A 13,822-nucleotide genomic window follows, 5' to 3' on the forward strand; every position below is an offset into this window, starting at 1 on the left:
GCAGTATGTTGCATCCATCGATTACGCTCACTGCGTAATATTGATACGTGCCATCGGTTAATCGCTGACTCCTTCCGTTCTGGCCTTTAAAAATGCACGTTATACCAAGTCTGGATTAACACATTGAGTAACACCGTTAACAACGTTACTCAATGTGTAAAACGTAAATGGTCGGCAGCTTACGGGTTAACGGCCATGTTCAATTATATTCTCAACTATGGTCTGCTCTTCATGGAGAACGTTGCTTTCATCCGGTTTCGGCAGCACCAGGTTCAGCATAATCGCTACCACACCACACAGACTGACGCCTTGCAAATGCCAGGATTCCGAGCCGATCGCCATACCGCCGATACCGAATACCAGTGTGGTCGCCACAATCACCAGATTACGCTGCGAGTTCAGGTCAACCTTACCCTTGATCAGAATATTCATGCCGACACCGGCGATAGAGCCGAATAAAAGAATCAGGATCCCCCCCATCACTGGGGTCGGGATGGTCTGCAGGAAAGCACCACACTTCGCCACAAATGCCAATAAAATGGCAAATATCGCCGCCCAGGTCATCACCACCGGGTTAAAAGCTCTGGTCAGCATCACCGCGCCAGTGACTTCCGAATAAGTAGTATTCGGTGGACCGCCGAACATAGAAGCGGCAGATGTCGCCAATCCATCTCCGAGCAACGTGCGGTGCAGACCCGGTTTCTGTACGTAGTTCTGGCCTGTCACGCTGCCAATCGCCAGTACATCCCCCACATGCTCAATGGCTGGCGCAATCGCTACCGGGACCATGAAAAGAATAGCCGCCAGCTCAAACTCAGGGGTAACGAAGCCCGGCAAACGTAACCACGGGCTGTTAGTTACTGCGGAGAAATCGACCATGCCCATCGACATCGCGATAGCGTAGCCCACTATGATACCTACCAAAATCGGCACCAGACGGAAGACACCCTTAGCCAACGTTGCGACCAGTAGTGTGGTGATCAATGCAGGCATGGACACAAACATCGCATCGACATACGGGAACAGTTCCGCAGAAGCATCTCCGGATTTACCCATCGCCATATTCACTGCGATTGGCGCTAACCCCAGACCTATTACCATAATTATCGGACCGGTAACCACAGGCGGCAGTAGACGGTGCAGGACGCCCGGACCACGCAGCGCCACCGTAATCGACAAGCAGATGTATACAAGACCAGCACAGAACAAAGCCCCCATAGTGGCAGCCATACCCCATGTCTGAATACTGAAAATAATGGGTGCAATAAAAGCAAAGGAAGATGCCAGGAATACAGGGATAGAACGTTTGGTTGTGAACTGAAAAATCAATGTACCGATACCGGCAGTAAACAAAGCGACACTGGGGTCAAGACCAGTGATCAAGGGCACCAGCACCAGCGAGCCAAAAGCAACGAATAGCATTTGCAGACCCGCCAGTAACATGCGCCAGCCGGAGAATAAGTTGTTAGTCGATGTATTCATTCTGAACCTTACCTTGTACCAACGATGTTATCACCGGCGCAACCAGGAATAATTATTGGTTAACTTTGAAGAATGAGACCTCTTTTTTCAGTTCATGGGCCAAATCATTTAAGCCTTTAGCCGCTTTGTCGTTGTTACTCATGGATTCCATCGTGTTTTTTGACATTGCTGCAACGGCTTCCATTGCTTTACTCAAATCGCTGACTACATCAACCTGGCCTGACGCCGCAGATGCAACTTCTTTTATTCTTAACAGAGAATCCGTTGCCTGCTGCTCTATGCTTTCAAGCAACTCCGTCGCTTTCATAATTTGCGCTTTGCCGTTTTCAACCTGAGGCTGGGTCGTTTCCATTGCCTGAACCGATGCAGTTGTCTGATTTTGTACTTCAACTATCATCGACTCAATCTGCGAAGTTGCCTCGCCCGTACGCTTTGCAAGCTGCCGTACTTCATCTGCTACCACAGCAAAGCCACGTCCTGATTCTCCTGCCCGTGCGGCTTCAATTGCGGCGTTCAACGCAAGTAAATTAGTTTGCTCGGAAATTCCGCTGATAACACTTGCGATTCCGCCAATCTGCTTGGTGTTTTCTTCGAGCAACTTAATTTCTTTGACCGTGTCATTTACCGTATTCGAAATACGTTCGATTTCTTGCGCGGCGGCATTGACGACATGCCGACCTTCTTTCGCGTAATCAACAGTCAGTCCTGAGTTTTCTTCTGTACGGATCGCCAATTCAGAAACCTGATCAATACTCGATCTCATTGAGTCAAGTTTAACTGCAGTCTCACTGGTTAGTTTGGCTTGCTTTTGAGCAGCGTCCAGTACGTAAGTCGCTCCCTCCGACACATCTTTGACTTGAGCAGTGAGTTCATTAGAGCCATTGATAATGTTTCTGACAATACTCGTTAGCTTGATGTTCATCTCTTTCAGAGAATCAAGAATGCTACCCTGATACGGAGAATTTACGTCTGTATTTAAATCGCCTTCTGATAACGCTTTTATTGCGGTTTGGGCTTCCATTGGCTCGCCACCAAGAGACACACGTAAACTTTTTTCAATTAACACGCCGATTGCAATTGAAAAGGCCGCAGCAAATGCGCTGAGAACAAGCATCAGGTTTTGGAACGATCCAGCCACGTCACGGGCCTGTGGTGTAGCAATTTGGTTTTGCTCTTCCTGATAATCAATGAACTCATTAATGGTATTAAGCCAGGAGATGAAAGCAGGACGAGCCTTTTCCAACACAATCTCATCAACTCTCTCACCACTTTTCTTCTTTACCAAGATCTCTTCGACAAGCGGTAGTGTTCGGCTCTGAATGTCTTCTATTCTTCTTAAAATGTCACGCTCAGCGGCAGTGAATGCTGTTCCGTCTCGAAGCATCTCATTCATCTTTTCCTCGGACTCGATGTAGAACGCTTCCAGTTCACGGATTTCATGCTCGAACTTGGTAACTTGACTATTATTTGATGCAATTGCTACATCTCTGATAGCAATAGCTCTGTCGTGAACGCTCCCACGAAAGTTGATTGCGTAACGCTGTTTAACTGAGTTGACGTCAGTAATTTCAGCTAGTGTTCTATCAATGAAATTTACACGCTGAATACCCTGAACGGTCAATAGAATCAGCAGAAAGAGTATAATTCCGAAGGCCAGAGCAAGTCTTGCTTTCACTGATAATGAGGAAAAAAACCGAACCACCTTATAATCTCCAGTTTTAATACGTAAACCCAACCAACACATTACGATGTAAAATGCAAATCAGATTGGCCTTATTTTAAGAAATAGTGCGGTTACAGTAAATCTGCTACGCCACACCGAGGTAAAATCCCACTCCTCGCCGACACTCATTCCTCCTGCATTTACAGATTGCTTTTAATACCCTGCTCTTGTTTTTTATATCCTTTTCGCGCTTTCGAACGATTTTTGTACGAACCGACGCTTCGATAGAAGAGTGTGTGGCGTTATCACCCTACCTATAACAACGAATTTATAGAATCGAGGAAGCCAGAATGCGTTATCCGGCCCGTATTTGTGTAATGTCTGTTTTGATGTTCGCCAGTTTTGCTGGGCACGCCAGTTTAATCATCAATGGTAGTTTTGAAGATAACGATGTCCGCAATGGTAGCTGGAAATGGTACAACGCTGCCAACGTCAATGGCTGGCACGGAAGTAATATCGAAATCTGGGACAGTTTGTATCGATTTGATTCCTTCGATGGTGAGCAACATGCGGAACTCAACGCCCACGGAGGTTCGGGCGGCATGGCGTACAGCATTTTTCAAACTTTCACGACAGAAATTTCATCCCGTTATCTGGTGAGCTTTGCATATGCCGCGCGCAGCAGCCTGGCGGAGGCGTTTCGTTTTGATATTTTAGGCTGTTCCAACGACGTTTTGTTCAGCCAGACAATAGACGATCACACGATTAAAAATTGGTCAGAGTTCAGTACTACGTTTGTGGCTGTCTCTACTGAGTCAACTATTCGATTCACGTCACTCAACGGGAACAGTACCGTGGGAAATTTTCTGGACGCGATTAACGTGGCAGAAGACCCGGGCCCGCAGACGGTAATATCCTCAACCTCTGTTCCCGAGCCGGCAACTATGTTCTTAAGTGCCATGGCACTCACAGGATTCCTGGTCAGACGCCGTTCACTGACTAAAAAAACGTAAGTTGCTTTGCTGCTAACAAAGCCAAATTACAGGTTAGAGTAAGATGCTGCCAGGTTCTTACCACGAGCAGACACGCTCGACATATAAGAAACTGACTCACCCGTCAGCAGCACTTGTTGAAAACTGGTGGGCCCATGCTCTGCTGTCTGCGTTTATTGGTGTCCTTACGCTGACCTTCTTCCCCCTTGGCATAGCAGAAATCTCCTCGTCCGGGGCGTTTGGCTGGGTTCACTACATTTTTTTGCCGTTCCACGAGGCAGGTCACGTGTTTTTCGGCTTGCTTGGACAGTTTATGGGCTCGCTGGGCGGTACACTTGGGCAACTGCTGATGCCTCTTATCTGCGTTTACGTGTTTCTCCGCCAGCGCAATGATAATTTTGGCGCAGCCGTGTGCTTCTGGTGGTTTTCTCTGAATTTCCTCGACATGGCCCCTTACATCGCTGATGCTCAGGACGGCGTGCTTCCTCTGCTTGGCGGAAACGTTGGCCATTCCTCACCGTATGGCTTCCATGACTGGGAATACCTGCTGACGGAAACAGGACTGATTGCACTCGATAACTCAATCGCCTCCGGATCACTCTGGTGCGGCAGGCTGATGATGCTGTTGGCCTGCTACTGGTTAGCAGTACTGTTAAAGCGCGCAGCCACCGCCCGGTAGTTGCCACTCCGGTAATAACGTGCGTTGACATGCAGCATCCCTGGTTAACAACGCAGGCTTGCATATTCATGGCTCAGCTTCTACGTTCGTAGTGACATCAGCAAAGGAACAATGCGTCTACATGGCAGCCCCCAAAACTGAAAATATCGACCCGAACTACGTCACCGGCGACAACGCCGGTACCTATAAACAAACCCGCAGTGAATCTGCCAGTCGCGTTCCCGGTTCCGTCACCGATGCAGACCTTAAACAGGTAGAAGCACAGGGCTACGTTATTATCGAAAACCTGCTGTCACCTGAGGACATTGCCACGATTAAGGCGGCGATTATTCCGCTGCTTGACAAAACCGGACGTAACCGTTTTGAAGGTTATAAAACCCAGCGTTTGTATGCCGTACTTAACAAAACCCGTGCGCTGGACAGGCTGGTTGATCATCCCCGCATTCTGGCCATGCTGGACCGCATTTTTATGCCCAACTATCTGCTTTCACAACTGCAGGTTATCAATCTGCTGCCGGGAGAAAAAGGTCAGCCCCTGCATCACGATGATGGTTTTTATCCTTTGCCCCGCCCGCGGCCTGCACTGGGGGCTGCTACTATCTGGGCGATCGACGACTTTACCGACACCAATGGTGCGACCATGATTGTCCCCGGCAGTCACCAATGGGGCGACGACCGTAAGCCATCCCCAGAGGAAGCGATGCCGGCGGTTATGAAGGCGGGTTCTGTGCTGTTTTATCCCGGCATATTCTGGCACGGCGGTGGCGCTAATCAGTCCGATGCCTCGCGACTGGCCGTGACCTGTCAGTACTGTGAACCGTGGCTGCGCACGCAGGAAAACTATTTTTTGGGCACGCCTAAAGACGTGGTCACTGCGGTGTCGGAAGATATTCGCAGAATGCTGGGCTACTCCATCCATCCGCCCTTTGTTGGCATGGTGAATGGTATGCACCCCAAACGCTTGCTTGAGGATAAGAACACACCCGACCATTAACCTGACGCCTTCGGTGGTTTTCTGGCTAATCAGATAAACTGCTCTATAGTTATTTTATACATTACAACCCCGGGAAACAGGCATGGGCCAGGGAATCACCCGCCGTCAATATCTGATGCTCATGGCAAAACTGGCCGGTGGCTCAGCGGCACTGTTTCAGGTTGCCCGGGCATTTGGCATCACCCCTGTATCGTCTGTATTTACGCCGTCAAAGCTCAAAGCCGTGTCAGGCAAGCCCCCCAAAGTCGTATTACTGGGGGCTGGGATCAGTGCATTGGTCTGTGCTTATGAACTCAGTCGTGCGGGCTATGACTGCCAAATTCTGGAAGCATCACACCGGATAGGCGGGCGCAATCTCACGCTCCGCCACGGCGACAAAATTGATGAACTGGGCAACCCTCAGATTTGTCAGTTTGATGATGAGCCACACCTTTATTTTAACGCAGGCCCCGCACGGCTTCCGGCTGAGCACGAAGGCATTCTGCACTACTGCCGTGAGCTGGGCGTAGAGCTCCAGTTGTTTTGTAATTACAACCGTAATTGTTACTGTCAGGACGATAAAGCCTTTGATGGGCAACCCATCCGTATTCGCGAATATGAAGCCGACGTGCGCGGCTTTATGAGTGAGCTGATGGCAAAATCGATGCAACCCGACGATTTACTCGACGCACCGTTCGACGATGTAGACTTCGACAAAATGGTCGAGTTTGTGAAGCGTTTCGGCAGCCTTGACGAGGAAGGCCGTTATAAAGGTAGTGAGAGCGCCGGGTTCGCCTCCATCGACGTGCTTTCGCCTCTCAGACTAAAAGATCCCCGACGCTTTGCCGACTTGCTCAAAAGTGACTTCTGGGCGGGCGCCATGCACTTCATTGATATTGCCGACCAAAGCCCGGCCATGATGACCCCGAAAGGCGGCATGGACAGCATTGTCCGGCACTTTCTGCCACATATTGAGCATCTGGTTACCTTGCATGCCCTGGTTCAGCGTATTGAAACCAGTGATGATCAGGTCACAGTCAGCTACCTGCATAACGGTGAACCTAAGCAGATCACTGCGGATTATTGTCTGAACTGTATTCCCATGCAGATCATGGCCGGTATAGACTCGAACCTGCCTGAAGACTACAAATCCATCATGAGGATGGTACATCGTGGCAAACTGTTCAAAGTCGGCTTACAGGCCAGGGAACGCTTCTGGGAGCAGGAGCAGATTTATGCGGGCATCAGCTGGACAAATCAGGACATCACCCAGATTTGGTATCCCGAGCACGGTACTTTTCAGAAGAAAGGCGTATTACTTGGCGGCTATTCCTGGGAAAACCCGATTGTTGAGCGTATCAGTGCAATGTCTCCCGCACAGCGCATCAACTACGCCATTACGCAGGGAGAAAAGCTGCATCCCAACTATCGCCAGTATATTGAAACCGGTGTCAGCATCTGCTGGAACCGAATGAATCACCTGATGGGTTGCGGTACCTACTGGCCACCGGAAGTCTACGAAAAACACTATGAGCGATTGCGGGCTCCGGCAGGCAGGCATTATTTGATGGGTGACCAGATGGCAACGATCCAGGGCTGGCAGGAAGGGGCTGTGCAATCGGCCTGGTATGTTTTGCGGGATATCGAAGCGCGGCAGATTGCCACCCAGGGAAGACCCGTATGAAACGCCTGTTACTACTGTGTTATGCCATCAGCAGCTATGCGCTGGGCGCTGATCAACCCATGCAGCCGCCATCCTGCCCGGTTTGCCACGGCGGTTATCTGCAGGGCAACCCGTCGCTGGAAGCCCCTAACCTCAGCGTGTTACCCGACTGGTACCTGCGCAGCCAGCTTCACAGCTTTAAGAAGAACTGGCGTAGCGTAAACAGCACCCGGTCGGCCACGCAGGATATGCACGCTGTGGCCGCAATGTTAAGCGAAGAGGACATCGACCATGCGCTCACCTTTATTGCTGCGCAGCCCAAACGTGCGTCAGCATCTTTGGTAACGGGCGATGAAAAACGCGGCGAGGCACTTTACGCCGCCTGCACTGCCTGCCATGGCCCGTCTGGCGCAGGCAATGCGGCCACGCATGCGCCGCCACTGGCGGGTCAGTCTGACTGGTATCTGCTCAGCCAGCTTACCGGCTTTACTGCCGGTCACCGGGGTACCCACAGTGATGATACTGACGGTCAGGTGATGCGCGCCGCGGTCAGCGCAATCACGTCTGAACAGGATGCGCTGGACATAGTGACTTACATTAACACCCTCAACAACGGAGACACGAACCCATGAAGTCTGTTTACTGGTTACTTTTATTAATGGTTACCCTCTGCAGTCCGGTACTTGCGAAGGAAGTAAAGCGCTACCCGCTGCCGAATAACAGCACCTTTCCCATTGCATCCGCCGTCGAGGTAAACGGGCTGGTTTTTGAAAGCGGTAATGTACCCAGTCCACAACAGCCCGATGCAGAAAAAAACTCGCGCGAGTACTGGGGCGATACCGAATACCAGGCCCGCAATGTGCTGCAAAAAATCCAGACATCATTGCAAAACAAAGGCATGGACATGGGTGATGTCATTAAAATGACCGTATTTTTGGTCGGCGATCCGGCCAACGATGGCCGCATGGACTTCAGCGGTTTTATGAAAGCCTACACCGAGTTTTTTGGTACTGACGAGCAGCCTGACCTGCCCGCCCGCTCGGCCTTTCAGATTGCCGGCCTGGTTATACCGGGTATGCTGGTCGAAATTGAAGTGATTGCAGTCAGACCGGATTAACCGCAGGCGTTCGAAAAAATGAAATGATGTGATAAAAACTTCACTTTACATACAGCAAATACTGTATATATTTACACTTACTGTATAAACATCGAGTGGTTGTATGTTATCGCATCTTTCTATCAGTAATTTTGCTGTCGTCAAACAGTTGAAGGTTAACCTCGAAAATGGGCTCACCGCAATTACCGGTGAAACCGGTGCAGGTAAATCCATTGCGATTGATGCGCTCAGCCTTTGTCTGGGTGAGCGTGCCGATGCCAGCGCAGTCAGACGAGGCGCCAGTAAGGCAGAAATCGTTGCACACTTTACCCTGGAAGGTAACCACAAAGCGGCAGCCTTTCTGGACGAACACGAGCTACATGCCGATGAAGAAGACACCTGCTTTATTCGTCGTGTCATTTCTACTGAAGGTCGCTCGAAGGCGTTTATCAATGGCTCTCCCGTGTCACTGCAGCAGCTAAAGCAGTTTGGTCAGACGCTGTTGGCAATTCATGGCCAGAACACCCACCTGCAGTTACTTAAGGAAGATTATCAGCGTGCGTTACTCGACGCGTATGCAAATAACAGTGCGGTGCGCGAAGCCGTAAGCAACGCATTTCAGTGCTGGCGGGACAAACAGCGTCAGCTGACTACGTTAAAAGACGCGGCGCAACAACGCGAGGACAGACTGCAACTGCTTACCTATCAGGTGCAGGAGCTGGATGAATTCGCGTTGGCTGAGGGCGAATTTGAAGAGCTGGAAACCGAACATAAGCGGCTGAGTAACGGACAAAGTTTGCTGGAACAGGCACAGCACAGCTTTTATCAGTTGTATGAAAGTGATGAAGGTAATGCGCTGAGTATTATTCAGAACAGCATTGAACGCCTGTCTGATCTGACTGAGCATGACGCAACCCTCTCGCCAATATTGACCATGCTGAATGATGCCTCTATTCAGGTTGAGGAAGCCGCCCACGAGTTAAGAAGCTACTGTGATGATCTTGAAATTGATCCCCTTCGTCTGCAGCAGGTCGAGGCGCGCTTCAGCAAAGCAATGGAACTGGCGCGCAAACATCAGGTTGCGCCCGAAAAGCTCACCGCGCACCACGAAGCACTGAGCGCTGAATTCAGTGCACTGGGCGATCAGGAAAGCCGTCTGAATGAACTGGAAGATGAGGTAGCCGATGCCAGGGCAGACTATCTGGCGGCAACCGTTCAGCTCTCACAAAGCCGGAAGGACGCCGCAGTGGCACTGGCTGGGGAAATTGAACAACAGATTCGCAGTATGAACATGCCACACGCTAAGCTGGCGATTAACGTGCTCTATGACGACGCGCAAAAGCCCGCTTCACATGGTTTGGATACCGTAAACATTGAGGTCTCAACCAACCCTGGTCAGCCAATGGATAAACTGGATAAAGTGGTCTCCGGCGGTGAGCTGTCACGAATTGGTCTGGCTATTCAGGTTATTGCCAGCGACCAGCACGCTACCCCAACCATGATATTTGACGAGGTCGACACAGGGATCAGCGGGCCAACCGCCTCTATTGTGGGTGGCTTGTTACGTCAGTTGGGCAAACGTGCACAGGTTATCTGTGTAACGCACCTGCCTCAGGTTGCTGCACAGGCGCATAATCAGTTGTTTGTTACCAAACTGACTGACGGCGAAAGTACAGAAACGCAAATGCTGCCGCTGACCAGCCAGGACAGAATTGACGAACTTGCCAGACTGCTCGCGGGTGACAAAGTGACAGAGTCGGCACTGGCAAATGCCAGGGAGTTACTGAAAAGCGCCGATTCGAACTAATCAGCGGTTGATTGGTCATAGTGGACAAGGTAGCATGCGAACGCGCACTCGTAATAGCGTGCGTGTTCTATCTGCTATGCAAAGAACACAACAAAAAACCAACGCATTTGACGGAATCAACTCACCAATGAAGCTGTATCGAATTCTATTTGTACTCACACTGGCTCTGGCGACAGGCGCTTGTTCCAACTGGATTTATCGCATTGACGTACCACAGGGCAACTTTCTCGACGAGCGTGATGTAGAAAAACTGCGTATTGGCATGAGCAAGGAACAGGTTATTTACGTACTGGGTCATCCGGTGGTGGAAGACTCTTTCGACAAGAGCACCTGGTATTACGTTTACGATATGAAACGCGGCATGGAAAAAAATGGCGAGGACTTCCAGAAGCGGATGATCATTAACTTTGAAAATGACAAAGTGGTCAGTGTCGACGGTGATTTTGAACTGTCTGAAGACTTCTACACGCCGCTTGACCAGTAACGCTTAACTTTTCAGCATTATTCGTCTGATCCGCAAATAAATGGCGGATCAGACAACCTCCCCACTCCTTCCAGATCACAAAAAAACTTAACTTATTGTTTTTAATTGCTTTTTATAAATGGCGCAGTGTTTGCTGAATGGTCAGGGACATTTGATTAATACGTTTTATAAGGAATAAACACATGATTTCTCGTTCACTGGCAGGTTTAGTGGTTTTAGGTTCAATGACACTGGGAGGCTGTGTCATTCACGTCGGCGGTGGCGCAGACGGCAGTGATCTCAGCAGCGTATTTGGCGGTGTTGATGTATCAGAAGGACGTCACGTTGGTGACATTGCAACGGTAAACGGCGGTGTCACGCTGGAAAAGCGCGCGCAGTCAGGTGCTATTGATACGGTAAATGGCGGTGTCGAGCTGGGGCGCTATGCAATGAGCCAGGACATCGATGTGGTTAATGGTAATGTTGACCTGGATAAACACGCCATGGTGGTGGGCGACATCGAAACCGTGAACGGGGATGTTACGCTGACCAACGATAACGATGTTGACGGAAATATTGAAACCCTGAACGGTGATATTGAGATCACCTCTGGCAAGGTGAACGGCAGTATCATTACCCATAATGGCGATATTACATTGAGCGATAACACCGTTGTCACCGGGGACATCATATTTGAAGAGCGTGATAAAGACAGCTGGGGCAACAGCTCTGCCCCTACCCTGACCATCGATGACTCGGTGACCGTCTCCGGGCGGATTATTCTGAAACGTGAAGTTCGGCTGAAAATCGACAATCCGTCACTGCAGGATAAAGTCGAAACGGATTACCGGGACTAATTTCCCTTCCTCACTTTTATTCAAAAACACAGCAGCCACCGGCTGCTGTGTGCGTTATTAGCGTCGGAGAACGGTAAGATCGAGAAAGTGCGTGGAACATGAAATGCACGGATCATAGTTTCTGATCACCTGCTCACAGAAGCGCTTAATGTCGTCATCGGCTTTGTCCATCCCGAAACGGTGCAACGCCTGTTTTAAATCCTTTTCAATCCGCGCCTGGTTCTGACTGGTGGGCGGAATAATACGACACGACACCACCTTACCGGCATCATCAATCTGATAATGATGATAAATAAGCCCTCTGGGAGCCTCTGTGCAATAGCAACATTCGCCCTCAGTAACGGTGTATGGCACGTGCGCATCCCCTACCGGACAGTCCTGCTGCAGAATTTCCTGTGCTGTTTGTAACGCCCACACGCACTCCAGCGCCCTCGCACGAACACTGTCAAACATGTTATGACTGGGAAACGTCACCCCTGCCCGGGTTGCCATTGCACGGACTTTTTCCGGCAACTGGCTAAAATTATTGTTCATGCGCGCCAGCGGTCCGACGAGGTAGTCCTGCCCATCAAAAAGGGAATACAGCGCGGTTGAATGACTGACCTGATGTTCTTTGAAATGTGACGCATAGTCCTCGTGGCGCAACAACGCTTTACCGTCAATGCTGATAGCGCCGCCATTGATAGGGTATGTTCCCTCGCCAGACAGACTGACCGACGTAAACGGATGAGCATAATCAGGTAATGTAAGCTCTGCTGCCCAGTTAAATAGCGCATTAACTGCCGTGATGGCGTCATTAACCTGCTTTCTGGCGTGTTCCCAGGCCTGCGGTGTCGGCAGCGTACTGAATCCCCCAACCTGCAGGCCAACCGGATGAACTGAGCGTCCGCCCAGTAAGCGCATTAATGCATTGCCCGCTTCTTGGATCTGCATCCCCCGTTTCAGTAAGTCGGGGTGATGCGGAGCCATTTGCAGTGCACTGTCAAAGCCGTAATAGTCAGGCATCGCCAAAAAGTGAATATGCAATGCATGGCTTTGCAGCCATTCACCAACATTCATCAATAATCTTAATTCCTGCAAACACGTGGGCAACGTCACTTCAAACAGGCTTTCCATGGCCAGAATTGAGGTGAGCTGATAGGCCATGGGGCAGATACCGCAGATCCGCGCACTCAGGTCCGGCACCTCCTGATAAGATTTGCCGACCAGAAACCGTTCGAACAAGCGCGGAGGCTCAAAAATCTGCAGATGCAGTTTCTCGATATCATTACCGGAGGCCGTCAGTGTCAGTGCACCCTCACCTTCGACGCGCGTAATAAACGGCACATTCAGGTTAATTTTACGGTTGCCCATTACTTCACCTCGGTCACGTTGATTTGCTGCCAGCGCTGTATCTGCGTCTGATTGGAGGGGGCATGGCTGTGAATGGCAGCAAACCGCTGAACGATTGCGTCAGGCTGCAAACCCAGTCCGGCAAAGCGGTTACTGAGACTGGTTGCATTGGGTTGCTCAGAGGGGCCAAAACATCCGTAACAGGCGCGACCAAACGCCGGGCAGAGCGCACCACAGCCGGTCCGGACGACCGGACCCAGGCACGGGGCCTGCCGGGTCACCATGACGCAGACGTTCTGGTCACGCTTACAGGCCATGCAGACCTTTTCTGCATCGTCTTTAGGCAGTACACCGGCGCTCAGTTGCTGAATCAGCGCAATGAGCTGTGCGGCAGTCACGGGACACCCCCACAGCTCAAAGTCCACCTTAACGTGTTCAGCCACCGGGGTAGAGTTGTCCAGCGTTTCAATAAATTCAGGATGCGCGTAGACCGTGCGTGTCCATTCATCCTTGTTGCCCATATTACGCAGTGCCTGCACACCGCCACTGGTTGCACAGGCGCCCATGGTTACCAGCCATTTGGCGTGGCTACGGGCCAGTTCCAGCCGGGCCAGATCGTCAGCGGTAGAGACGCTGCCTTCCACCAGCACCAGATCGACATCGTCATCCGGGGCATACAAGCCGGCTTCAATAAAATGTACAAACGTGACTTTCTCCAGCACTTTGAGCAAGTCAGACCCTAAGTTCAAAAACGACAACTGGCAGCCTGAACAGGATGTAAGTTTGTGGATGGCAACTGTCAGCGTATTGGCCAT

Annotated in this window: 13 protein-coding genes; 9 read left to right on the forward strand and 4 right to left on the reverse strand. The window is 50.6% G+C overall.

Annotated features, from left to right (window positions below):
• Positions 1-186 precede the first annotated feature (186 nt).
• The gene (locus AB1N33_RS09240; protein ID WP_411271258.1) at positions 187-1,482 is read right to left on the reverse strand and encodes a uracil-xanthine permease family protein; all 1,296 of its coding nucleotides are present in this window, start codon (positions 1,480-1,482) and stop codon (positions 187-189) included.
• A 52-nt stretch (positions 1,483-1,534) separates the two neighbouring features.
• Entirely contained in the window at positions 1,535-3,217 is a 1,683-nt protein-coding gene (locus AB1N33_RS09245) for a methyl-accepting chemotaxis protein (protein WP_411271259.1), read from the reverse strand.
• A 278-nt stretch (positions 3,218-3,495) separates the two neighbouring features.
• On the opposite strand from AB1N33_RS09245, the gene AB1N33_RS09250 reads away from it, so the two are divergent.
• From AB1N33_RS09250 to AB1N33_RS09290, 9 genes are all read left to right on the forward strand, one after another.
• Positions 3,496-4,158 carry a PEP-CTERM sorting domain-containing protein gene (locus AB1N33_RS09250; RefSeq protein ID WP_411271260.1) on the forward strand — a complete coding sequence of 221 codons (663 nt, stop codon included), beginning with the start codon at positions 3,496-3,498 and terminating at the stop codon, positions 4,156-4,158.
• Positions 4,159-4,201: 43 nt separating this feature from the next.
• Positions 4,202-4,816 carry a hypothetical protein gene (locus AB1N33_RS09255; RefSeq protein WP_411271261.1) on the forward strand — a complete coding sequence of 205 codons (615 nt, stop codon included), beginning with the start codon at positions 4,202-4,204 and terminating at the stop codon, positions 4,814-4,816.
• 121 nt (positions 4,817-4,937) lie between these two features.
• Positions 4,938-5,810 (forward strand): phytanoyl-CoA dioxygenase family protein, encoded by an 873-nt coding sequence (locus AB1N33_RS09260; RefSeq protein ID WP_411271262.1) that lies wholly within the window; start codon positions 4,938-4,940, stop codon positions 5,808-5,810.
• Positions 5,811-5,892: 82 nt separating this feature from the next.
• Positions 5,893-7,473, forward strand: coding sequence for a flavin monoamine oxidase family protein (locus AB1N33_RS09265; RefSeq protein ID WP_411271263.1), 1,581 nt, complete (start codon positions 5,893-5,895; stop codon positions 7,471-7,473).
• Entirely contained in the window at positions 7,470-8,084 is a 615-nt protein-coding gene (locus AB1N33_RS09270; RefSeq protein ID WP_411271264.1) for a c-type cytochrome, read from the forward strand. The genes AB1N33_RS09265 and AB1N33_RS09270 overlap by 4 nt, the downstream gene beginning before the upstream one ends.
• Positions 8,081-8,569 carry a RidA family protein gene (locus tag AB1N33_RS09275; protein ID WP_411271265.1) on the forward strand — a complete coding sequence of 163 codons (489 nt, stop codon included), beginning with the start codon at positions 8,081-8,083 and terminating at the stop codon, positions 8,567-8,569. The genes AB1N33_RS09270 and AB1N33_RS09275 overlap by 4 nt, the downstream gene beginning before the upstream one ends.
• 103 nt (positions 8,570-8,672) lie before the next feature.
• Positions 8,673-10,355 (forward strand): DNA repair protein RecN, encoded by a 1,683-nt coding sequence (gene recN / locus AB1N33_RS09280; RefSeq protein WP_411271266.1) that lies wholly within the window; start codon positions 8,673-8,675, stop codon positions 10,353-10,355.
• A gap of 127 nt (positions 10,356-10,482) precedes the next feature.
• Positions 10,483-10,839 carry an outer membrane protein assembly factor BamE gene (locus AB1N33_RS09285; RefSeq protein ID WP_411271267.1) on the forward strand — a complete coding sequence of 119 codons (357 nt, stop codon included), beginning with the start codon at positions 10,483-10,485 and terminating at the stop codon, positions 10,837-10,839.
• 182 nt (positions 10,840-11,021) lie between these two features.
• A complete protein-coding gene (locus AB1N33_RS09290; RefSeq protein WP_411271268.1) occupies positions 11,022-11,675 on the forward strand; it encodes a DUF4097 family beta strand repeat-containing protein in 654 nt (217 codons plus the stop codon).
• A 57-nt stretch (positions 11,676-11,732) separates the two neighbouring features.
• Here AB1N33_RS09290 and AB1N33_RS09295 read toward each other — a convergent pair whose 3' ends face one another.
• Positions 11,733-13,028 (reverse strand): Ni/Fe hydrogenase subunit alpha, encoded by a 1,296-nt coding sequence (locus AB1N33_RS09295; protein WP_411271269.1) that lies wholly within the window; start codon positions 13,026-13,028, stop codon positions 11,733-11,735.
• Positions 13,028-13,822: an NADH-quinone oxidoreductase subunit B family protein gene (locus tag AB1N33_RS09300; RefSeq protein WP_411271270.1), complete on the reverse strand. Its 795-nt coding sequence runs from the start codon at positions 13,820-13,822 to the stop codon at positions 13,028-13,030. Before AB1N33_RS09300 ends, AB1N33_RS09295 begins: the two co-directional genes overlap by 1 nt.

The organism is Alteromonas nitratireducens, assembly GCF_040812025.1.
Lineage (GTDB): Bacteria > Pseudomonadota > Gammaproteobacteria > Enterobacterales > Alteromonadaceae > Alteromonas > Alteromonas nitratireducens.